Annotated in this window: 19 protein-coding genes and 2 tRNA genes; 14 read left to right on the forward strand and 7 right to left on the reverse strand. The window is 70.8% G+C overall.

Annotated features, from left to right (window positions below):
* Nucleotides 1-314 precede the first annotated feature (314 nt).
* The 7 genes from DEJ02_RS14185 to DEJ02_RS14215 all read left to right on the forward strand — a co-directional run bounded on the left by DEJ02_RS14185 (nt 315) and on the right by DEJ02_RS14215 (nt 8,156).
* Entirely contained in the window at nt 315-1,931 is a 1,617-nt protein-coding gene (locus tag DEJ02_RS14185; protein WP_071405356.1) for an ABC transporter substrate-binding protein, read from the forward strand.
* 84 nt (nt 1,932-2,015) lie between these two features.
* Entirely contained in the window at nt 2,016-3,125 is a 1,110-nt protein-coding gene (locus DEJ02_RS14190; RefSeq protein WP_372439454.1) for an ABC transporter permease, read from the forward strand.
* 2 nt (nt 3,126-3,127) lie between these two features.
* Complete coding sequence (locus DEJ02_RS14195; RefSeq protein ID WP_111033501.1) at nt 3,128-4,189, forward strand: ABC transporter permease; 1,062 nt, start codon at nt 3,128-3,130, stop codon at nt 4,187-4,189.
* A complete protein-coding gene (locus tag DEJ02_RS14200; protein WP_110864663.1) occupies nt 4,186-5,883 on the forward strand; it encodes an ABC transporter ATP-binding protein in 1,698 nt (565 codons plus the stop codon). Before DEJ02_RS14195 ends, DEJ02_RS14200 begins: the two co-directional genes overlap by 4 nt.
* Before the next feature lie 148 nt (nt 5,884-6,031).
* Nucleotides 6,032-6,961, forward strand: coding sequence for an ATP-binding cassette domain-containing protein (locus tag DEJ02_RS14205; RefSeq protein WP_110864664.1), 930 nt, complete (start codon nt 6,032-6,034; stop codon nt 6,959-6,961).
* On the forward strand, nt 6,958-7,968 hold the full coding sequence (locus tag DEJ02_RS14210; RefSeq protein ID WP_258378745.1) for a D-isomer specific 2-hydroxyacid dehydrogenase family protein: 1,011 nt from the start codon (nt 6,958-6,960) through the stop codon (nt 7,966-7,968). Before DEJ02_RS14205 ends, DEJ02_RS14210 begins: the two co-directional genes overlap by 4 nt.
* A gap of 115 nt (nt 7,969-8,083) precedes the next feature.
* Nucleotides 8,084-8,156: transfer RNA gene (locus DEJ02_RS14215), tRNA-Asn, on the forward strand.
* A gap of 199 nt (nt 8,157-8,355) precedes the next feature.
* Here the strand turns inward: DEJ02_RS14215 and DEJ02_RS14220 are convergent.
* Entirely contained in the window at nt 8,356-9,867 is a 1,512-nt protein-coding gene (locus tag DEJ02_RS14220; RefSeq protein ID WP_111033502.1) for a glycosyltransferase family 39 protein, read from the reverse strand.
* A gap of 52 nt (nt 9,868-9,919) precedes the next feature.
* Between DEJ02_RS14220 and DEJ02_RS14225 the strand changes: the two genes are divergently transcribed.
* Nucleotides 9,920-10,408, forward strand: a complete 489-nt coding sequence (locus DEJ02_RS14225) for a hypothetical protein (RefSeq protein WP_111033503.1) — start codon at nt 9,920-9,922, stop codon at nt 10,406-10,408.
* A 70-nt stretch (nt 10,409-10,478) separates the two neighbouring features.
* Here the strand turns inward: DEJ02_RS14225 and def are convergent, their stop codons facing one another.
* A complete protein-coding gene (gene def, locus DEJ02_RS14230; protein ID WP_071405349.1) occupies nt 10,479-11,054 on the reverse strand; it encodes a peptide deformylase in 576 nt (191 codons plus the stop codon).
* 39 nt (nt 11,055-11,093) lie between these two features.
* Between def and DEJ02_RS14235 the strand changes: the two genes are divergently transcribed.
* From DEJ02_RS14235 to DEJ02_RS14260, 6 genes are all read left to right on the forward strand, one after another.
* Nucleotides 11,094-12,008, forward strand: a complete 915-nt coding sequence (locus tag DEJ02_RS14235; RefSeq protein WP_171907811.1) for a DMT family transporter — start codon at nt 11,094-11,096, stop codon at nt 12,006-12,008.
* Between the two features lie 113 nt (nt 12,009-12,121).
* Nucleotides 12,122-13,333: a glycosyltransferase gene (locus DEJ02_RS14240; protein WP_111033504.1), complete on the forward strand. Its 1,212-nt coding sequence runs from the start codon at nt 12,122-12,124 to the stop codon at nt 13,331-13,333.
* Nucleotides 13,334-13,346: 13 nt separating this feature from the next.
* A tRNA-Ile gene (locus tag DEJ02_RS14245) sits at nt 13,347-13,421 on the forward strand.
* A 97-nt stretch (nt 13,422-13,518) separates the two neighbouring features.
* A complete protein-coding gene (locus DEJ02_RS14250) occupies nt 13,519-14,553 on the forward strand; it encodes an AI-2E family transporter (RefSeq protein WP_309147174.1) in 1,035 nt (344 codons plus the stop codon).
* Nucleotides 14,550-15,395 carry a DUF1684 domain-containing protein gene (locus tag DEJ02_RS14255; protein WP_111033505.1) on the forward strand — a complete coding sequence of 282 codons (846 nt, stop codon included), beginning with the start codon at nt 14,550-14,552 and terminating at the stop codon, nt 15,393-15,395. The genes DEJ02_RS14250 and DEJ02_RS14255 overlap by 4 nt, the downstream gene beginning before the upstream one ends.
* A 158-nt stretch (nt 15,396-15,553) precedes the next feature.
* On the forward strand, nt 15,554-16,054 hold the full coding sequence (locus DEJ02_RS14260) for a DUF3145 domain-containing protein (protein ID WP_027465337.1): 501 nt from the start codon (nt 15,554-15,556) through the stop codon (nt 16,052-16,054).
* Nucleotides 16,055-16,135: 81 nt separating this feature from the next.
* Here DEJ02_RS14260 and DEJ02_RS14265 read toward each other — a convergent pair whose 3' ends face one another.
* The 5 genes from DEJ02_RS14265 to DEJ02_RS14285 form a co-directional block, all read right to left on the reverse strand.
* On the reverse strand, nt 16,136-17,380 hold the full coding sequence (locus DEJ02_RS14265) for a beta-ketoacyl synthase (protein ID WP_027465338.1): 1,245 nt from the start codon (nt 17,378-17,380) through the stop codon (nt 16,136-16,138).
* An 87-nt stretch (nt 17,381-17,467) separates the two neighbouring features.
* Nucleotides 17,468-17,716, reverse strand: a complete 249-nt coding sequence (locus DEJ02_RS14270; RefSeq protein WP_017886710.1) for an acyl carrier protein — start codon at nt 17,714-17,716, stop codon at nt 17,468-17,470.
* Nucleotides 17,717-17,838: 122 nt separating this feature from the next.
* Nucleotides 17,839-18,891, reverse strand: coding sequence for a beta-ketoacyl-ACP synthase III (locus tag DEJ02_RS14275; protein ID WP_071405345.1), 1,053 nt, complete (start codon nt 18,889-18,891; stop codon nt 17,839-17,841).
* Nucleotides 18,888-19,829 carry an ACP S-malonyltransferase gene (locus DEJ02_RS14280; RefSeq protein WP_071405344.1) on the reverse strand — a complete coding sequence of 314 codons (942 nt, stop codon included), beginning with the start codon at nt 19,827-19,829 and terminating at the stop codon, nt 18,888-18,890. Before DEJ02_RS14280 ends, DEJ02_RS14275 begins: the two co-directional genes overlap by 4 nt.
* Before the next feature lie 95 nt (nt 19,830-19,924).
* Nucleotides 19,925-21,151, reverse strand: coding sequence for a CdaR family transcriptional regulator (locus DEJ02_RS14285; protein ID WP_111033506.1), 1,227 nt, complete (start codon nt 21,149-21,151; stop codon nt 19,925-19,927).
* Nucleotide 21,152 lies beyond the last annotated feature (1 nt).

Below are 21,152 nucleotides of genomic sequence, written 5' to 3' on the forward strand. Positions count from 1 at the left end.
TAGTTGCGTCGTGCAACGGAGGCGGTGTAGCGCTCGAGTGCCCCTGTCGAGCGACGGTTCCTGCGCCCTAGCCCGACCTGCTGGGAGCCCCGCCCCGGTTGCACCACGCAACTTTCCTGCGTGACGCGCCGCTCGACTCCGGCGGAATCATGCATCACGCGGCGGCCCCGTGCATTACAGCGGTGTAAACAAATCGCCCCCGGTTCGTTCTGTTCCGTGACAGGGTGATACCAATGAGCGTTCCTGGCCGGGCACACAGACGTTCCACCCTCCGGCTCAGGACTCTTGCAATCATGACCAGAGAGGCAGCGGACATGGCATCCGTGACCAAGTGGGGCAAGCGCGGCATCGCGCTCGGCGCCGGTGCAGCAGCGACGGCGCTGGTGCTGACCGGCTGCGCGAGCAGCAGCGTGAGTGACACCGAACTGAACGGCCTGAGCATCGGGACGACGGACAAGATCACGTCCCTCGACCCGGCCGGTTCCTACGACAACGGCTCCTTCGCCGTGCAGAACCAGGTGTTCCCGTTCCTGATGAACACGCCCGTGGGGAGCCCGGACGTCGAGCCGGACATCGCCACGAAGGCGGAGTTCACGAACCCGACCACCTACGAGGTCACCCTCAAGGACGGGCTCGAGTTCGCGAACGGCAACAAGCTCACGTCGAGCGACGTGAAGTTCTCGTTCGACCGCGAGCTGAAGATCAACAACGAGAACGGTCCGCAGTCGCTGCTGGCCAACCTCAAGAGCATCGACACCCCGGACGACACCACCGTGGTGTTCAACCTCGACCACGCCGACCAGACCTGGCCGCAGGTGCTCTCGAGCCCCGCGGGTCCGATCGTCGACGAGGACGTCTTCAGCGCGACGAAGCTCACCAGCGCCGACGACATCGTCAAGGGCAAGGCCTTCGCCGGGCAGTACCAGATCAGCTCCTACAAGGAGAACGACACGATCCAGTACAAGACGAACCCGAAGTACGACGGCCTGCTCGGCAAGGCGAAGACCGACGAGGTCACCGCCAGCTACTACACCAAGGAGACCGACCTCAAGCTCGCCGTGCAGAAGGGCGACGTCGACGTGGCGTACCGCTCCCTGACGCCGACCGACATCTCGGACCTGCGCAAGGACGACTCCCTCAAGGTCACCGACGGCCCCGGCGGCGAGATCCGCTACGTGGTCTTCAACTTCAAGACGCAGCCGTTCGGCACCGGGCAGGACGACGCCGACGAGGCGAAGGCCCTGGCCGTGCGTCAGGCCGCTGCCGACGTGGTCGACCGTGCCCAGCTCGCGAAGGAGGTCTACAACGACACCTTCACCCCGCTGTACTCGATGGTCCCGGACGGCCTGACCGGCGCGGTCCAGCCGTTCAAGGAGATGTACGGCGACGGCGACGGCGGCGCGGACGTGTCCAAGGCGAAGAAGACGCTGTCGGACGCCGGCGTCAAGGGCAAGGTGCAGCTCGACATCCAGTACGCGCCCGACCACTACGGTTCGGCCTCGGACGACGAGTACGCCCTGCTCAAGCAGCAGCTCGAGGACTCCGGTCTGTTCACCGTCAACATCCAGTCGACGGTCTACACGACCTACGCGCAGGAGCGCACCAAGGACGCCTACCCCGTGTACCAGCTCGGCTGGTTCCCGGACTTCTCCGACGCCGACAACTACCTGTCGCCGTTCTTCACCAAGGAGAACTTCGTCCAGAACCACTACGACGACCCCGAGATCCAGGACCTCATCGCGAAGGAGCAGGCCGAGTCCGACCCGGACAAGCGTGCCGACCTGATCGAGCAGGCCCAGGAGCGCGAGGCCACCCAGATCTCGACGCTGCCGCTGCTGCAGGGCAAGTCCGTCGCGGTCGCCGGCAAGGACGTCAAGGGCCTGACCCTCGACGCCTCGTTCAAGTTCCGGTACGCCACCCTGAGCAAGTAGCACCAAGCCCCACGTGCAGGCCGCGGGCGTTCCCACGAGGGACGCCCGCGTGCCTGTGCAACGGCGACGAAAGGCACACACCCCGTGACCCTCAGCACTCCCGAGGCGACGCAGGACGTGAACGGCACCGATCCCACCAAGCCACAGGCACAACGCAGTGCCAAGAACAGTGGCGGCGGACTCGGCCGGTACATCCTCGTCAGGTTCCTCCTCATCATCCCGACCGTCTTCATCCTGGTGACGCTCGTGTTCTTCCTGATGCGCGTCATCGGGAACCCGATCACCGCGTCGGTCGGCGGTCGACTCACGCCGAGTCAGCTGCAGGAACGCCTGCACGCCGCCGGGTACGACCGGCCGGTACTCGTGCAGTACTTCGAGTACCTCGGCAACATCCTGCGCGGTGACTTCGGCACCTCATCGACGGACAACCGTCCGATCACCGACATCATCGTCACGTACGGCGGTGCGACCGCGGAGCTCGTGTTCTACGCGCTCATCGTCGCGCTGGTACTCGGCATCCCGCTCGGCATGCTCGCCGCGTACACGCGTGACAAGTGGCCGGACGTGCTGCTCCGCGCGCTGGCGATCCTGACGTACGCCACGCCGGTGTTCTTCGGCGGTCTGCTGCTCAAGCTCGTCTTCTCGGTGTGGCTCGGCTGGCTGCCCCTCGGCGACCGCGCCTCGACCCGGGTGTCGCTCATCCTCGACGGCATCCCCGGCGCGAGCGGCATCTACATCATCGACGCGCTCCGCACCGGCAACGCCCAGGTCATCGGCGACGTGCTCCAGCACGCGGTCCTGCCCGCGCTGACGCTCGGCCTGCTCACCGCCGGCATCTTCCTGCGCCTGGTGCGCGCGAACATGATCGGGTCGCTCGGCTCCGAGTACGTCGATGCCGCCCGGTCCCGCGGTGTGCGCGAGTCGCGCTTGGTGCGCACCCACGCGTTCCGTCCGGCCCTCGTGCCGATCATCACCGTGATGGGGCTGCAGATCGCGATGCTCCTGGGCGGCTCGGTGCTCACCGAGACGACCTTCGGGTGGCGCGGTCTGGGCTTCGAGCTCAACCAGTACCTGTCGGCCCGTGACTTCGTCGCGGTGCAGGGCATCGTCGCGATGCTGGCGGTGATCGTCGCGGTGACCAACTTCATCGTCGACGTCGTCGCCGCCCTGATCGACCCGAGAGTGAGGTTCTGACGATGGCCGACACCACCCTCGTCGACCGCCACGAGCCGCTCTGGAAGCGGCTCCCCGTGGTGGTCCAGCTGCGCCGGAGCACCGGCTGGCAGCGCGCCATGCTCATCGTCGGCGTGGTCATCTGCGCCCTCTACCTGCTCGTCGCGGTGTTCGCCCCGCTCCTCGCCCCGTACGGCTTCGGTCAGCTGCAGGGCGCGGACGGGCAGAGCTTCCCGCGCACCGGTGCACCGAGTGCCGAGCACATCTGGGGCACGACGGTCGGCGGCTTCGACGTGTTCAGCCGCGTGCTCTACGGCGCCCGCACGGCCGTGCTCGTCGTCATCGTCGCCGTGATCGTCTCGATCATCGTCGGTGTCCTGCTCGGCATGGTCTCCGGGTACCTGGGCGGCTGGCTCGACCGCGTCCTGGTGGTCGTGGCCGACGCCATCTACGCGTTCCCGTCGCTGCTGCTCGCGATCATCGTGTCGATCGTCATCTCCGGCGGCAACTCGAGCTACTCGGGCGGCATCATCGCGGCGGCGATCTCGATCACCGTCGTCTACGTGCCGCAGTACTTCCGCGTGGTCCGTGCCGAGGCCGTCCGGCTGAAGAACGACGCGTTCGTCGAGTCGGCGCGCGTGATGGGCACGAACCCGTGGCGCATCATGACGCGGCACGTCCTGCGGAACTCGACCCGTTCCCTGCCGCTCATCCTGACGCTCAACGCGAGCGACGCGATCCTGACCCTGGCCGGCCTCGGCTTCCTCGGGTTCGGCATCGGCCCGACGTCCGGCGCCGAGTGGGGCTACGACCTGAGCCGCGCGCTCTCGGACGTCGCGAGCGGCGTCTGGTGGACCGGTGTCTACCCGGGTGTCGCGATCGTGGTGCTCGTGCTCGGCGTGACCTTCATCGGCGAGAGCCTGAACGACATCTCCGACCCCCGCCTGCGTGCACGCCGACGCCTGAAGCAGCTCGTGTCCACGCGCGAGACGCGCGAGACGCGCGACGCCGCGGCACCCCGCGACACGCGCAACCCCGAGGCACCGCGCACCGCCGGGAACGACACGGAAGGGACGGGCGCATGACCCCGACCACCCGCCTGCAACCGGGCGACACCACCACCGAGCCGGTCGTCGTCGTCGACGACCTGACCGTCACCTTCGCGACCGACGGCGGCGCCGTCGACGCGGTCAAGGGCGTCAGCCTCGACGTCCGCCCCGGCGAGGTCCTCGCCCTGGTCGGCGAGTCCGGCTCCGGCAAGTCCGTCACGGCCCGCAGCATGCTGCGGCTCATGCCGGAGACGGCGACACTCGGCGGCGCGGTGCTGCTCGACGGCACCGACGTCGTGTCGGTCGGCTCGCAGAAGCTCCGCGAGCTCCGCGGGACCGCCGGCGCGATGGTGTTCCAGGAGCCGTCGACCGCCCTCAACCCGGTCTTCACCGTCGGGTGGCAGATCGCCGAGGGGCTCCGTGCCCACGGCGGCGTGTCCAAGAAGGAAGCACGGGCGAAGGCCATCGACTACCTCGGTCGCGTCGGCATCCCCGACCCCGAGACCCGCGTCGACCACTACCCGCACCAGTTCTCCGGCGGGCAGAAGCAGCGCGTGGTCATCGCGAGCGCACTGGCCCTCGAGCCGAGCGTCATCATCGCGGACGAGCCCACCACGGCACTCGACGTCACGGTGCAGGCCGAGATCCTCGACCTGCTGCGCCGCTGCCGCGACGAGTTCGGCACCGCGATCGTCGTCATCACGCACAACATGGGCGTGGTCGCCGACCTGGCCGACCGCGTCGCCGTGATGTACCAGGGCGAGATCGTCGAAGAGGCCACGGCGACGGCACTGTTCGCGACGCCGCAGGCCGACTACACCAAGCGGCTGCTCGCCGCGGTGCCCCGGCTCGAGGCGTCCACCGGGGTGGCCCGGCGCGCCGCGATCTCCGAGGACGTCACCCCGCTGGTGGAGGCGAAGGGGCTCGAGATCGAGTACCCCGGGCGGCTCGGTTCGCCCGCGTTCAAGGCGGTCAAGGGCGTCGACCTGGCGATCCGTCCGGGCGAGGTCCTCGGCCTGGTGGGGGAGTCCGGCTCGGGCAAGACCACCATCGGCCGGGCCATGGCGGGCCTGACGAAGGTCACCGGCGGCTCGCTCAAGGTGCTCGGCGCCGAGATGCTCGGGTACCGCGAACGCGACTTCAAGCACCTGCGCAAGGACATCGGGTTCGTGTTCCAGGACCCGGCGACCTCATTCAACCCGCTGCTGACCATCGCCGAGTGCGTCGCCGAGCCGCTGGTCGTGCACAAGGAGGTCTCGAGCCCCCGTGCCGCGCGCAAGCGGGTGGACGAGCTGCTCGAGGCCGTGCAGCTGCCGGCCGCCTACGGCGACCGCTACCCGCACGAGCTCTCCGGCGGGCAGCGCCAGCGTGCATCGCTCGCCCGGTCGCTCGCGCTCCGGCCGAAGCTGCTCATCGCCGACGAGCCGACGAGTGCGCTCGACGTCTCCGTGCAGGCCCGGGTGCTCGAGCTCTTCCTCGAGCTGCAGCAGGACCTCGGCTTCGCCTCGCTGTTCATCAGCCACGACCTCGCGGTCGTCGGCGCGCTGTCCGACCGGATCGCGGTGCTGTACCGCGGCGACCTGGTCGAGACGGGCACGACGGCGCAGGTCCTCGGCGCGCCGCAGCACCCCTACACGCAGCGGCTCCTCGCGTCGCTGCCGGTGCCGGACCCAGCCGAGCAGGCGGAGCGACGGCGTACGCTGGAGCGACTGGAGAACGTCGGGTCCTGACCCGACGTGACCCGCCCTGGAGGCCCGCCCAGCGTCGTCGACGCACGCCGGGCCTCCAGGGTGGTCGTCTCCACTGCTGCACGCACGACGGACCTGCCAGGGCGGCCCGTCGCGAACCGCCGCCAGGGGGCGGCGTGGAAGGGGACCCATGATCGCGGTCAACGGACCGGCGGTCGTCGCGGACGACGTGTCGATCGAGTACCGGGGCGGACGCGGGGGCGAGTCCATCCGGGCCGTCGACGGCGTGAGCCTCACGGTCCGGCAGGGGGAGATCCTCGCCCTGCTCGGTGAGTCGGGATCGGGCAAGTCGACCTTCGCCGCCGCCATCGCGGGCCAGCTCGGATCCCACGGCGAGGGCGAGGGTGCCCTCCGTCGGCACATCGTCGGCGGCGAGCTGACCGTGCTCGGCCAGAAGACCCGGGGCCTCCGTCCCTCGTCGCGCAAGCTCGAACGGCTGAGCGGCCGGATCGGCTACCTGCCGCAGGACGGCGCCGACCGGCTCAGCCCGGACCTGACCGTCGGCGAGGCCGTCGCCGAACCGATCTACGCCCGCGACCGCCGGTTCGACCGGCGCGAGGCCGGGCTCATCGTGGCCCGACTGCTCGACGCCGTGCACCTGCCGCTCGGGGCGATGCGCCTGAACACGTGGGAGCTCTCGAGCGGTCAGCGCCAGCGTGTCGCCCTGGCGAAGGCGCTCGTGCTCGAGCCCCAGCTCCTGGTCGCGGACGAACCAGCGCGCGGCGTCGACGTGCTCGTGCGGCAGTCCGTGCTCGAGGCCCTGGCGACCCTGCAGCGCGGCCGGCAGTTCTCGGCCGTCGTCGTGTCCAGCGACCTGCGCGAGGCCCGCGCCCTGGCCGACCGCGTCGCCGTGATGGCCGATGCCCGGCTCGTCGGGCTCGGCACCTTCGACGAGGTCCTCGACAACCCGGTCGACCCCTACGTCAAGACCCTCGCCTCGACCGCGGCCCGCGGCGTGAAGCGTCGCCCGGCACCGACGACGGCCCGCCGTTCGTCCGCGCCGCGCCGTCCGCTCGCCGCCGGCACCGGCCCGCGCACCGACCGTCAGGAGAACGCGTGAGCACCACTTCCCAGGGCCCCCGCGGCCACCGCGCCGTCGTCCCCACGTCGGGTGCACCGCTGCCGATCGACGCCCCGCAGCCCGGGCCGGTGGCCGTGCTGCCGGAACCGACGGACCTGCACGTGGACGCCGTGACCGAGGCCGGCGGCACCGTCGCCCCGCTCGACGCCGACACCCGCGGCGTCGTCTGGCTTGACGCTCGCGACCCGGCCGGCCTCGCCGACGCGCTGTCGTCGGCGCCGGGGGTGGGCTGGGTGCAGCTGCCTTTCGCCGGCGTCGACGCCTTCGCGCACCTGATCCAGGAGCACGGCGACCGCGTGCTGTTCACCTCGGCCAAGGGCGCCTACGCGGAGCCGGTCGCCGAGCACGCGCTCGCGTTGACCCTCGGCACGCTCCGGGTCCTGCAGAAGCGCGCTCGTGCGTCGTCGTGGGCGACCGAGCCCGAGGGTGTCTCGCTGTACGGGCGGAACGTCATCGTGATCGGTGCCGGCGGGATCGCCCTCGAGTACCTCCGGCTGCTCGCGCCGTTCGACGTCGACGTCACGGTCGTGCGCCGCTCGCCCGAGCCCGTGCCCGGAGCCGCGCGGACCGTCACCACCGACGAGCTCGACCGGGTCCTGCCCGACGCCGACGTCGTGATGATCGCAGCGGCGATGACCTCGGGCACCGCGAAGCTCTTCGGTGAGCAGCAGTTCCGGATCATGAAGCCGTCCGCCCGGCTCGTGAACATCGCCCGCGGCGGACTCGTGGACACCGACGCACTGGTCGCCGCCCTGCGCGCGGGGGAGATCGCCGCGGCTGGCCTCGACGTCACTGACCCCGAGCCGCTGCCCGACGGGCACCCGCTCTGGTCGGAGCCCGGCGTGATCATCACCCCGCACCAGGCCGACACCCCGGAGATGGTCGCACCGCTGCTCGCCGAGCGCGTCCGGCTCAACGCCGCGGCGTTCCTCGGGGGCGACGGCGAGGGCTTCGTCGGCGTCGTCGACCCGGTCGCCGGGTACTGACACCGGGGCCTCGGAGCGCGGCGCGCCCGGGCGGCGTGTCCGATGCGGTGGAGGGCCTCGGGGTCCTGCTATGCTGTTACCCGTTGTTCGCACGTCATTCGCCAGCGGACAGTGATCCTCGATAGCTCAATTGGCAGAGCAGCCGGCTGTTAACCGGCAGGTTGTTGGTTCGAGTCCAACTCGGGGAGCGACAGGTCCTCATCCCTTCGGGGGTGGGGACCTTTTGCGTTGCGGACGGTGAGGAAGACGCCGGCGTCTTCGATGCACGCCGCCCGTGCTCGAGACGCCTCCGGATTCGGCGGTGTCTCGCCGGTTCGGGTGCGTCCTGGCGGGACGCCGGCGTCTGCGCGGGACGCCGGCGTGTGCCTGGACGCCGGCGTGTGCGGGTCAGCGGTCGTCGGGCTCTTCGGGCTCGATGCTGAGCGTGCCGTCGCGGTTGTTGTCGTTGATCACGCCGGTCTTCGTGACGTAGACATCGAGGTAGTCGAGCCGGAAGTGCTCGAGCTGATCGTCGTACTCCGCCAGGAACGTGCGGACCTGCTCCGGCATGGCGCGCCGGTCGTCGTGGCCGACCACCACCGCGTCGAACGGTCCGAATTGCGGCTTCTGCGTGCCCCGGTCGCCGAAGTAGATGCGCCAGGTGTTCGCGCTGAACCGGGCGAACAGGACGTTCTCGTCGTCCTTGCCACGGACCTCGAGCGCGTCCGTCAACATCGCGATGCCGCTCGGACGGGTCTGCACGACGGCGACGCCCAGCCGTGCGACGGGGATGAGCAGCGCGGCGACGAGCACTGCCGCCGCAATGCGTCCGACGGGCGGCCGGACGGTCGCCAGCCGCCCGTACCCGATCGCCGCCAAGGCGATGATGAACGGCATCCACGCGTCGTAGTAGTACGGCAGCGAGACGTTGGCGACGATGACGTAGAAGACGAGGAAGACACCGAGGGCGATGCCGAGGTACGCGACCAGGCGGTCCGGTCGGACGACGAGCGCGGCGACCACACCGATGGTCAGGACGGTGAGCAGCAACCAGCCCGTGCCGTCGGCGAGGAACGCGAAGTTCGCCCACCACGGTGCCGCCGGGTAGATCGTCCCGAGGATGGTCGTCGGGTGCCCGTGGGCGTTCTGCTGCGCCTGGAACCGGAGCATCTGCCCGATGGCCCCGAAGAGCCCGACCGGCAGGTAGACGACCACGAACACGACCACGAACGCGACGCCGCCGTACAGCGCACCGACCCCCAGGTCGCGCCACCGACGGAACAGCAGGGGGAGTGCTCCCACGGCGAGGACGAGCACCGCCGTCGACACCTTCGAGGTCACGGACAGTGCGAGCAGCGCACCCGCTGCGGCCACCCACCACCGGTTGCCGGTCCGCATCCAGCGCCAGGCCGCGGCGAGCGAGGCGACGGCGAAGAAGACCATGAGGGGTTCGAGCATCGCGAACCGGTCGATGCGGACGCCGATGACCGACCCGGCCTCCGCCCAGGACGAGCCCGAGCCACGCGGCGTCAGCCACCACATCGCCGCCGCGGTCAGGCCGGTCCAGAAGCCGACCTCGCGTCGCAGCCAGAGGAACAGGACGACACCCGTGCCGAGCATCGCGGTCGCAGCCACCAGCCTCGGCCCGAGCGGCCCCTGTCCCACCAGGAGCTGCGCCACGCCGTACACGTACTTCGCGAGCGGCGGGTGCTCGAGGTTGAGCGAGAAGTTCCCGTGCACGTAGGCCCAGCTCGCGCGGAGGTACACGAACTCGTCGTTCACGATGGTCGGACGGCCGAGGTGCCAGTAGGCGACGAACACAGCAGCCAGGGCGACGACCACGAGGGCCGTCGCACGGACGGGGCGGGAGTGCAGGCGGGGGATGAGGACCTCCAGGACAGGGCGATGCCGGACCATCATCGCAGGAGCCGCCGTACGGGTCGTCCGCAGCGCTTGCTGTTAGCGTTCACAGGTGCACCGTTCCCGTTCGCCTCGACTCACGCTCCTGGGCGTCGTCGTCGCCGTGACGGCGGTGCTCACCGGCTGCAGCAGCGTCGGCCCGGACACCGACGCGTCCGAGGACCCGACGAGCTCGGACACCGGCCTGGGCTCGGGCGCGTCGCCCGTGGTCTTCGCGTTCGTCTGCGCCGCCGACGGATCGGACAGCGAGACCTACACCACCTACTCGGCGGTGTGGGAGGCCGAGCGCGCCGACTGCTCGGCGAAGCGCCTGACCGGGTCGGTGCCGTCGAGTCAGCAGCAGGCCGCGGTGGCGGCGGCGCGCGGTGACGCGACCCTGGTCGAGCTCGCGAGCACGTGCGCGGTCCGCGGCTCGGCGCCGTGGACGTCGGCGGTCGCCGACGCGCGCGGTGCGCACGTGGCCGCCGGGCTCCTGCGGTACTGCCCCGGGCACCCGGAGACCGACCGCCTGCGGGACGCACTGACTGCCTACCGGGGCTGAGCCGGGCCTCCAGGCCGCCCGCCGGACCAGCGACGGGCTGGACGGCACCGGGTGCCGACGTCGACGGGCGTCAGCCCTCGGGGTGGTCGCGACCCGGCAACCAGGACTGGCCGGGGCCGCCCCAGCTGCTCTTGCGGATCGCCTTGGCGACCTGCTTGCCGTAGGGGTGCACCAGGCGGTCGGCGTAGAGCCAGCCGTCCAGGTGGTCGTACTCGTGCTGGAAGATCCGGGCCAGCCAGCCGTGCGCCTCGACCTCGAACGGGGTGCCGTGCTCGTCGAAGGCCCGCAGCAGGGCGCCCTCGGAGCGGCGGAGCGGGAACCGCTCGCCCGGGATCGACAGGCAGCCCTCGGACTCCTCGTCCTCGTCGAGCTCCTCGACGGACTCGGGCACCGGGGGCGTGATCCACAGGACGGGGTTCACGGCGGCGCCCCGGTGCAGGACGTCGTCGTCGTCGGTGTAGGAGTACACGAACAGGCGCTTGCCGACGCCCACCTGCGGTCCGGCCAGGCCGACGCCCGGTGCCAGGTCCATGGTCTCGAGCATGTCGGCGACGAGGGTGCGGAGGTCGTCATCGAACGCGGTGACCTCGGCTGCACGCTCGTGCAGGACGGGTTCGCCGGTGATGCGGATCGGGAGAACGGCCATTCACCCAGGTTATCCGGCGGGGGACGGTAGCCTCGACGCGTGACGACGGACCTCCAGCTGCCCGACGCCGTGAGCAACCTCACGCCGTTCCAGGCGCTGATGATCCCGGTGGCGCTGATCGGTGCAGTGTTCCTGTCGCTCGGGGCGCAGTTCCAGAGCCGCGGGGTGCAGCGGGTCGAGGCGCGTCTCGGTCGGCAGTCGAAGGGGCTGAGCGTCCGGCACGTCGTCGGGCTCGTCTCGAGCGGCTACTGGGTGCTCGGTACGCTCATGCTCGGCATCGCGGTGGTGCTCCAGCTGATCAGCATCACGTTCGCGCCCCTGATCGTCGTGCAGCCCCTGGGTGCCGTCGCCCTCGTCATCACGACGTGGTTCTCGTCGCGGTCGTCCGGTGTGCCGCTCGGTCGGCGTGCGCGGCGGGCCGTGTGGACGTGCATCATCGGTGTCGGCATCTTCGTCGGGATCGCGGCGTTCGTCGGGCACGAGAGCGCGATCACCCGTCAGCAGCTCGTCACCGTGCTGGTGATCCTGGCCGTCGTGCTGGTGCTCGTGCTGGTGTCCTTCCGCCTGGTCGCCAAGCACCGCAGTGCGCTGTACTACATCGTCGGGGCGGGGGTGCTCTACGGGTTCGTGGCGACGCTGGCCAAGGTGGTGCTGAACCGGTTCGTGAACGGCACCTTCGACTGGCTGACGGTGCTCGCCATCGTCGGGGTGGTCGTCGCGGCGTCGCTCGGTGGGTACTTCGTGCAGAACGCGTACTCGAGCGGCTCGGCCGACCTCGTGATCGCGGGGTTGACGGTGATCGACCCGATCGTCGCGGTCGGCATCGGCGTGATCGTGCTCGGCGAGGCCTCGGGGGCGCCGTGGTTCGCGGTCGCGGGCTTCGTGGTGGCCGCGGGCATCGCCATCACCGGGGTGTTCCTGCTCGCCAAGCACCACCCGCAGACCCGGGCCTGACGCCGCGCACCAGGTGCTCGCCGCCCTCATCCGCGCGGCTGACGCGACCGTCGATCCTGGTGCGATAGCGTCACTGCCGACCAGCCATCGCCCACGAGAGGACGAACTCAGCCGTGTCAGGAGACGCCACCACCGCCACCGCCGGACCGACGGAAGCGACGGGCGGTCACCGACCGTTGCGCGTGCTGATCGCAGCGGACACCTTCGCCCCCGACGTCAACGGCGCCGCCACCTTCGCCGAGCAGCTCGCCGTCGGCCTGGCCGAGCGCGGGCACGAGGTGCACGTCGTGGCCCCGGCCTCGAGCCGCCACTACGGCACCTTCGACGAGGAGCACCACGGCGTCACGCTCGTCGTGCACCGCCTGAAGTCGTACAAGTGGCCGCTGCACCCGTGGCTGCGCTTCGTCTGGCCGTGGAGCGTCCGGAAGTGGACCGGACCGATCCTCGACGCCGTCACGCCCGACGTGCTGCACATCCAGTCGCACGTGGTCATCGGCCGCGGCATCGTGCACGAGGCGAACGACCGCGGCATCCGGGTCATCGCGACGAACCACTTCATGCCGGAGAACCTGCTCGAGTACACGCCGTTCGGCAAGTGGACGCTGCCCCTCGCGCTGAAGATCGCGTGGAGCGACGCCGCCAAGACCTACCGGCTGGCGGACACCATCACGACGCCGACGAACCTGGCCGCCGACTACCTGCGGAAGGCCATCGCCGGCCAGCAGGTCCTCGCGATCTCGTGCGGCATCGACGCGTCCCGGTACGTGGCGCGCGAGGGACGCCCGGTCAACAACGACATCGTCTTCGTGGGCCGTGTGGCCCCCGAGAAGAACCTCGACGTGCTCGTCCGCGCGGTGGCGCTGCTGCCCGCCGAGCTGTCCGCGACGCTGACCATCGTCGGCGACGGCGAGATGATCCCGAAGCTCACCGCTTTGGCGAAGGAGCTCGGGCTCGAGGACCGTGTGCGGTTCCTGGGGTTCGTCTCCGACGAGCGCAAGCAGGAGGCCCTGACCAACGCGACGGTGTTCGCGATGCCGTCGACGGCGGAACTGCAGAGCATCTCGTCGCTCGAGGGGATGGCCTCGGGGCTGCCGGTCGTCGCCGCCGACTCGATGGCGCTGCCGCACCTGATCGACGGCAACGGGTACCTGTTCACCCCGGGCGACGTGGACGACCTGGCGGCGAAGCTCACGACGGTGCTCACCGCGCCCGAGACGGAGTACGTCGCGATGCGGGATCGCAGTCTGGCCATGATCGAGGCACACGACATCAACCGCACGCTGTCGACGTTCGAGTCGCTGTATCGTGGTGAGCCGGTGGCCTGAGGGTCTCCGGCGAGGGGCGGTAGCCAAGCTGGTCAAGGCAGTCGGCTCATAACCGAACGATCCGCGGGTTCGAGTCCCGCCCGCCCTACGTGCACATGCCAAGGAAGCGCGACACGTCGCAGGACGACCACGCACCGACACCGAACGTCACCTTCGAGGTGACCCGTGGCGGTACCGGTGTGCGCGTGAACGCCTTCCGTCTCGGGTTCATGGGTGCCATCGGTGTGCTCGTCGCGCTGCTCGCCGGTGCGATCATCAACGAGCTCAGCACGGTCCTGGTCTACATCGGGGTCGCACTGTTCCTGGCACTCGGCATCGACCCGCTCGTGTCGTTCCTGGAGCGGATCATCCCGCGCTGGTCGGCCATCACGATCGTCGTGGTCGCGGTGCTCGGGGCCTTCGCCGGCATCGTGTTCGCCGTCGTGCCGATCCTGGTGGAGCAGGCGTCGAACCTGATCCAGAACTTCCCCGACATCGTGCAGGACATCTCGCAGCAGCAGTGGGTGCAGGACCTGTCGAAGCAGTTCGCCGGGTCGTTCGACATCGACCACGCCCTGCAGTCGCTGCAGTCGTTCGTCGAGAAGCCGGGCAACCTGCTCAGCGTCGGCGGCGGGATCCTGGCGGTCGGCAGCGGCATCCTGTCCGGGGTCACCGGGGCGCTCATCGTCATCATCCTGATGCTCTACTTCCTCGCGTCGATGCGGGGCATGAAGCGTGCGACGTACCGGTTCGTGCCGGCGTCGCGCCGCCAGAACTTCATCGACGTGAGCGAGCAGATCACGCAGGCTGTCGGCCGTTACGTCGTCGGGCAGGTCTCGCAGGCACTGATCAACGGCATCCTGAGCTTCTTCTTCCTGCTCATCATCGGCGCGCCGCTGCCGGTGCTGCTCGCGTCGTTCGCGTTCCTCGGTTCGCTCATCCCGCTCGTCGGCACGCTCGCCGCCGCGATCGTCATCTCGCTGCTCTGCTTCTTCGCGTCGCCGGCGACCGCCCTCGCCGCTGCCATCTACTACCTCGTCTACATGCAGGTCGAGGCCTACCTGATCTCCCCGCGCATCATGTCGCGTGCAGTCCAGGTGCCCGGCGCGCTCGTGGTCATCGCGGCGGTCGCGGGCGGCACGATCGGCGGCGTGCTCGGCGCGCTCGTGGCGCTGCCCGTCGCGGCGTCGGTCATCATCATCGTGCAGAAGGTCATCTACCCCCGCCAGGAGCAGGCGTGACGAGCGGCACCGGCGCACCCGACCACGCGGTCGTCGCCGCCTTCGCCGAGCACGTCCACGACCGTGACCGCTGGGCGCGCAGTGCCCGAGGGCCGCTCGCCCTCGTGAACGCCCAGCACGTCGACCAGCCGCAGCCGGTCTGGCCGGTCCCCGGGACGTGGGCCCCGGCCGTCGGCGGACTCACCGTGACGGCCGAGGCCGCCGACGGTGTCGTCGTCGACGGCGTCCCGGTCGACGGCACGGTCCTGGTGGCCGGGGACACCGCCGTCGTGCCGTCGACCGTCGCGCTGCCGGACGGCTTCGCCGGCACCGTCAGCGGCGACACCCTGCGCGTCTGGGACCCGTCCTCCGAGTCGATCGCCCGCTTCGCGCAGATCGCCCGCTTCGCGTGGTCCGGCGACTGGGTGACGTCCGGCACGTACGTCCCGCTGGTGGGAGACGACCTGGAGGCCCGTGGCAGCGTCCGCGACGCCGCCGGCGACGCCCTGCCGGTCGCTGGACACATCGAGACCGTCGTGGGTGGTGCAACGGTGCGGTTCGTCGCCGTCCGGTCGGCTGCCCACCGCGGAGCCCCACGGCTGCAGCTCATCGTGCAGGACGCCACGAGCGCCCTGCCCGAGGACGACCCGGGCAGCACCTACTCCATGGGTCGGTTCCTGTACCTCGACGACCCCGGCATGCAGGCGACGGTCGAGCTCGACTGGAACCTGCTGGTCCTGCCGCCGTGCGCGTTCTCGTACCAGTACGCGTGCCCGATCCCACCGGAGGACAACCGCGTCCCGGTGCCGATCACCGCGGGGGAGCGACACCCGGTCGACGCGGACGGTGCCGTCCTGCACTGATCGGGGTCGGTTCCTTGCCGTTCCCAGCCGCAGCGCTGCATAATGGGCGTGTCCCGTCGGGACATCACAATCGCATACCGATGGTTCCGTGGCCCCTCGGGTCAGGATCCTCCGCACCAGGTCGATGGGGAAGTCGCACCTGACGTATCGGAGGAACCGTGAACGGAACGACGACAGGAGTGCTCTACGTGCACTCCTCACCCCGCGCGCTCTGCCCGCACGTCGAATGGGCAGCAGGTCGCGCGATGAACCGCGCCGTGAACTTCTCGTGGCTCGACCAGCCCGCCCAGGACGGTGCGCGCCGGACCGAGTACACGTGGACCGGGGCGGTGGGCGCCGGTGCTGCGATCGCGTCGGCCCTGCGCGGGTGGGAACACCTGCGGTACGAGGTCACCGAGGAGCCGACGAGCGCCTCGGACGGCGGTCGCTGGATGCACACGCCCGATCTCGGTGTGTTCTACGCCCAGACCGACGTCACGGGCAACATGGTCATCCCCGAGGACCGGGTGCGCTACGCGATGGAGGTCGCGGGCAGCAACGCCCTCGAACTGCACCGTGAGCTCCGGCTCGCCCTCGGACAGGCCTGGGACGACGAGCTCGAGCCCTTCCGCCACGCGGCCGAGGGCAACCCGGTCGTCTGGCTGCACCGCGTCGGCTGAGCCGACCACCAGACCGGCCACCGGAACGACGGAAGCCCGCCCCGACGACGCGGGACGGGCCTCCTGGCAGGGTGCGACGGATCAGACGCTGCGGAACGCGACCACGGCGTTGTGGCCGCCGAAGCCGAACGAGTTGCTGACCGCGAGCAGGTCGCCCTCGGGCAGTGCACGCGGCTCGCGGGCCACGTCCATGACGATCTCCGGGTCCTGGTCGTGCAGGTTGATCGTCGGCGGGGCGACGCGGTTGTGCAGCGCGAGGACGGTGAAGACCGCCTCGATCGCACCGGCGCCACCGAGCAGGTGGCCCGTCGAGGCCTTGGTCGCGGACACCACGACGTCGTCCAGGTGGTCGCCGAAGACCCGACGCATCGCGTGGTACTCGGCGACGTCACCGACGGGGGTCGAGGTGGCGTGCGCGTTGACGTGCACGACGTCCTCGATGCTCGCGTCGGCGTGCTCGAGGGCCTGCAGGACCGCACGGGCGGCGGCGCTGCCCTCGGGGTCCGGCGCGGTGATGTGGAAGGCGTCGGAGGTGATGCCGGAGCCGGCGACCTCGGCGTAGATCGTCGCGCCGCGGGCCTCGGCGTGCTCCTTCGACTCGAGGATGAGCGCCGCTGCGCCGTCACCGAGCACGAAGCCGTCACGCGTGACGTCGTAGGGACGCGACGCGGTCTCGGGGGAGTCGTTCCGGCGCGACAGGGCCTGCATCGCGGCGAACGCGGCCAGCGGGAGCGGGTGCAGCGCGGCCTCGGCGCCACCGGTGATGACGATGTCGGCGTCGCCGTCGGCGATGTGCCGGTACGCCTCGGCCAGCGACTCGGTCGAGGACGCGCAGGCGGACAGGTAGGTGCGGGCACCACCACGGGCGCCGAACTCCATCTCGATGGCGGCGGCGGGACCGTTCGCCATGAGCATCGGGACCGTCATCGGCAGGACGCGACGCGGACCCTTCTCACGCAGGGTGTCCCAGGCGTCGAGCAGCGTGTTCACGCCGCCGATGCCGGTCGCCCAGTCGACGATGAGGCGCTCGGGCACGACCGACTCGTCGTCGATGCCGGCGTCGGCCCAGGCCTCGCGCGCCGCGACGAGCGACAGCTGCGACGAGGGGTCGAGGCGCTTCGACTCGGGGCGGGTGAGCTGGTCGGTGAGGAACCGGCGCGCCTGGCCGGCGAACTCCACCGGGAGTTCGAGCTCGGCGTAGCGGGGGTCCTCGATGCGGGTGATGCCGGACTTGCCGGCGAGCAGCGCGTCCCAGGTGTCCGGGGCGGTCGCGGCGAGGGGTGAGATCGCACCGATCCCGGTGACGACGACGGTCTTCTTGGTCATGGGACGACGTGCTCTTTCGTTGGGGTGAACAAGATGAGCGCCACGGCCCGCAGGGGTCCGCGGGCCGCGGCGCTCAGGAAGCTCGTGTCAGGCCTGGGCCTTGACGATGTAGTCGACCGCGTTGCCCACGGTCTTGAGGTTCTTGACCTCTTCGTCCGGGATCTTCACGTCGAACTTCTCCTCGGCGTTGACCACGATGGTCATCATCGAGATGGAGTCGATGTCGAGGTCGTCCGTGAAGGACTTGTCGGCGGCGACGGTGTCGGTGGCGATACCGGTCTCGTCGTTGATCAGCTCGGCCAGGCCGGCGAGGACTTCTTCGTTGGACAGGGCCATGAGTGTTCTCCTTGAAGGGGGGTGTCGTTTGACCGTTGACCAGCCTAGGGCACGCGGGGTCCGGGTGCGCGGAGGCTCGTCGGGATGGAGACCGGGCGCGCGGGTGCGCGACCGGACGGGGATCAGGGGAGGACGACCACCTGGGCACCGAACACGAGTCCGGCGCCGAAGCCGATCTGCAGGGCGAGGCCGCCCGACAGGTCCGGGTGCTCCTCGAGCAGGCGGTGCGTGGCGAGCGGGATGCTCGCGGCGGAGGTGTTGCCGGTGGTGGTGATGTCGCGGGCGATCGTCACCGTCTCCGGCAGGCCGAGCTGCTTGGCGAACTCGTCGATGATGCGGATGTTCGCCTGGTGCGGCACGAACGCGGCGAGGTCCTCGGGGCGGACGCCGGCGGTCTCGAGTGCCTGGCGGGCGACCTTGACCATCTCCCAGACGGCCCAGCGGAACACCGTCTGCCCGGCCTGGCGCATGGTCGGACGCGGTGCCCCGGCCTCCCACTCGTTGTAGGTCGCGGTCATGCCGATGGCGTCCCACTTCGAGCCGTCGGAACCCCAGATGGTGGGGGCGATGCCCGGGAAGTCGCTCGGGCCGATCACGGCGGCGCCGGCACCGTCCCCGAGCAGGAACGAGATCGAGCGGTCGGTCGGGTCGACGACGTCGCTGAGCTTCTCGGCCCCGACGACCAGCACGTGGTCGGCGAGCCCGGACTTGATGAACGAGTCGGCCTGGGCGATGCCGTAGGCGTACCCGGCACAGGCGGCGCTGATGTCGTACGCCGCGGCCGGGGTGGCGCCGATGCGCTCGGCGAGCAGCGACGCCATCGACGGGGTGGCGACGGTGTGCGTGACGGTGCTCACGAGCACGACGCCGATCTGGGACGGCTCGATGCCGGCCTTCTCGATGGCCTCGCGCGCGGCGGCCTCGGCGAGGTCGACGGCCTCGACGTCCTTGCCCGCGCGCTTGCGGGTGATGATGCCGGTGCGCTGGCGGATCCACTCGTCGGACGAGTCGATCGGGCCGACGAGGTCGTCGTTCGGCACGACGTTCTCGCCGCGGGCGGCGCCGAACGCCAGGATCCGGGTGAACTCGTGGCCGCGACGCTGCTGGAGCAGCGGGCGCGCGGATCCGGTCGGGAGGCCCGTGGGGGCGTCCGTCGGGGTGGTCGGGTCGGTCATGCGGTTGCGTCTGCTTCCTGGCCCGCGCGCTGCAGCAGGTCGATCGCTGCAGGCAGGTCGTCGGGGGTCTTGATGGCGACGGTCGGCGTGCCGCGGAGGCCGCGCTTCGCCAGGCCGACGAGGGCACCGGCGGGTGCGAGCTCGATGATGCCGGTCACGCCGGCGGCGGAGAAGGACTCCATGACCGCGTCCCAGTGCACGGGGCTCGCGATCTGCTGGACCATCAGGTCGACGAAGCGGCGCCCATCGTCGACGCGGGAGCCGTCGGCGTTGGTCCAGATCGGCAGGGTCGGGTCCTGCACGGTGGCGGCGGCCGCGACCGGGGCGACCCGCTCGACGGCGGGGGCCATGTACCGGGTGTGGAACGCACCGGCCACTGCGAGCGGGATCACCCGGGCCTTGGCGGGCGGGTCGGCGGCGAGGGCGGCGATGGCGTCCGCGGCACCGGCGACGACGGTCTGGCCACCACCGTTGTGGTTCGCGGGCACCAGGCCGTGCTCGGCGAGGGCTGCGGCCACGGCGTCGGCGTCGCCACCGAGGACGGCGGCCATCGAGGTCGGCTCGAGCGCTGCGGCGTCGGCCATGGCCCGGCCGCGTTCGGCGACCAGGGCGACGGCGTCGGTCGGCTCGAGGATCCCGGCGACCGCGGCGGCGGTGAACTCACCCACCGAGTGTCCGGCGACCCCGCCCACCAGGGCACGACGGCCCTCGGCGAGCAGTGCGTCGGCGGTCACCAGGCCGGCGGCCACGATGAGGGGCTGTGCGAGCGCGGTGTCCTTGATGGTGTCCGCGTCGGAGTTCGTGCCGTGCTCGGCGAGGTCGACGCCGATCGACTCCGACCACTGCCCGACTCGTTCACGAACGGTGGCGTCCTCGAGCCAGGGGGCGAGGAAGCCGGGGGTCTGGGAGCCCTGTCCGGGCGCGACGACGACGATCACCGGACAATCCTCGCGTTCTCGTCCCGCGGGGCCCGTGTGGACTTCCCACACGAATCCCCGCGGGACATTGTCGGTTCTCTACCGTTCGGAGCGCGCTAGCGCCGGGGCGTGATGCGGCGGCGGCCGGTCGCGGACTCGGACATCGCGCCGAGGATGAGCGCCGACTGCACGATCAGGGCGTCCCGGGCGTGCGTGGCGTCCCACCCGATGATGTCGGCGACCCGGCGGAGGCGGTAGCGCACGGTGTTCGGGTGCACGAAGAGCTCGCGCGCCGTGGCCTCGAGCGACCGGCCGGTGTCCAGGTAGCACCACAGCGTCTGCAGGAGCTCGGTGGACTGGTCCTTGAGCGGGACGTAGATGCGCTGCACCAGTGCCGACCGGGCGAGCGGGTCGCCGGCCAGTGCACGTTCGGGCAGCAGGTCGTCGGCCAGGGCCGGGCGCGGGACGCCTCGCCAGGCACGCGCGACGGCGAACCCGGCGAGGGCGGCCTTCGCGCTGGTCGAGGCGTCGACGACCCCGGGGACCTCGTTGCCGAGCACCAGGTGCCCGTCGCCGAACAGCGGTTCGAGGGCCTGCGCGATGGTCGTGAAGGAGACGGGCTCCTCGCCCTCGGGGACGTCGTCGCGCGGGGTGGCGCGGCCGATCACCACGACGAGCCGCGACCCCTGGACCCCGACGAGCACGTCGGCGTCCATGTGCCGTGCGGTCCGCCGGACCTGGTCGACCTCGAGCTGCTTCGGCGCGGTGCCGACGAGCACCGCGACCTCGCCGTGGCCGTGCCACCCGAGGGCGGCGATGCGGGACGGCAGTTCGTCGTCGTACTCGCCGGAGAGGATCGAGTCGACCACGAGCGCTTCGAGCCGGGCGTCCCACAGGCCGCGGGCCTCGGCCGCGCGGGCGTAGACGTCGGCTGCGGCGAACGCGATGTCGCGGGAGTACTTGAGGATCGCCTCCTGCAGCATCTCGTCGTCGGCGGCGCGTTCCTCGACCACGGTCACCACGACGCGGATGAGCTGCAGGGTCTGCTGCAGGCTCACCGAGCGCAGGAGCTCCCGCGGGGCGGACCCGAAGACGTCGGCCGCGGCGATCCACGGCGTCGACGCGGTGCCCTCGAGCCAGCTGATGAACGAGGTGATGCCGGCCTGGGCGACGAGGCCCACGGCGGAGCGGCGCCCCGGCGGCATCTCGCTGTACCAGGGGAGCGTGTCCTCGAGCCGCTTGATGGTGGCTGTGGAGAGTTCTCCGGACACCTGACGGAGCCAGGAGAGCGCGCGCTCGCGCGCGCTCTCCTGGCTCTCGTGGTCCGGGCGGACCGTCGTCACG

Source organism: Curtobacterium sp. MCLR17_042 (assembly GCF_003234695.1).
Classification (GTDB): Bacteria; Actinomycetota; Actinomycetes; order Actinomycetales; family Microbacteriaceae; genus Curtobacterium; species Curtobacterium flaccumfaciens.

Excerpts from the sequence above, each read along its gene's own strand:
- DEJ02_RS14185 (WP_071405356.1), top strand. The coding sequence starts at position 315 with ATGGCATCCGTGACCAAGTGGGGCAAGCGCGGCATCGCGCTCGGCGCC.
- DEJ02_RS14195 (WP_111033501.1), top strand. The coding sequence starts at position 3,128 with ATGGCCGACACCACCCTCGTCGACCGCCACGAGCCGCTCTGGAAGCGG.
- DEJ02_RS14200 (WP_110864663.1), top strand. The coding sequence starts at position 4,186 with ATGACCCCGACCACCCGCCTGCAACCGGGCGACACCACCACCGAGCCG.
- DEJ02_RS14205 (WP_110864664.1), top strand. The coding sequence starts at position 6,032 with ATGATCGCGGTCAACGGACCGGCGGTCGTCGCGGACGACGTGTCGATC.
- DEJ02_RS14220 (WP_111033502.1), bottom strand. The coding sequence starts at position 9,867 with ATGATGGTCCGGCATCGCCCTGTCCTGGAGGTCCTCATCCCCCGCCTG.
- def (WP_071405349.1), bottom strand. The coding sequence starts at position 11,054 with ATGGCCGTTCTCCCGATCCGCATCACCGGCGAACCCGTCCTGCACGAG.
- DEJ02_RS14265 (WP_027465338.1), bottom strand. The coding sequence starts at position 17,380 with ATGACCAAGAAGACCGTCGTCGTCACCGGGATCGGTGCGATCTCACCC.
- DEJ02_RS14270 (WP_017886710.1), bottom strand. The coding sequence starts at position 17,716 with ATGGCCCTGTCCAACGAAGAAGTCCTCGCCGGCCTGGCCGAGCTGATC.
- DEJ02_RS14275 (WP_071405345.1), bottom strand. The coding sequence starts at position 18,891 with ATGACCGACCCGACCACCCCGACGGACGCCCCCACGGGCCTCCCGACC.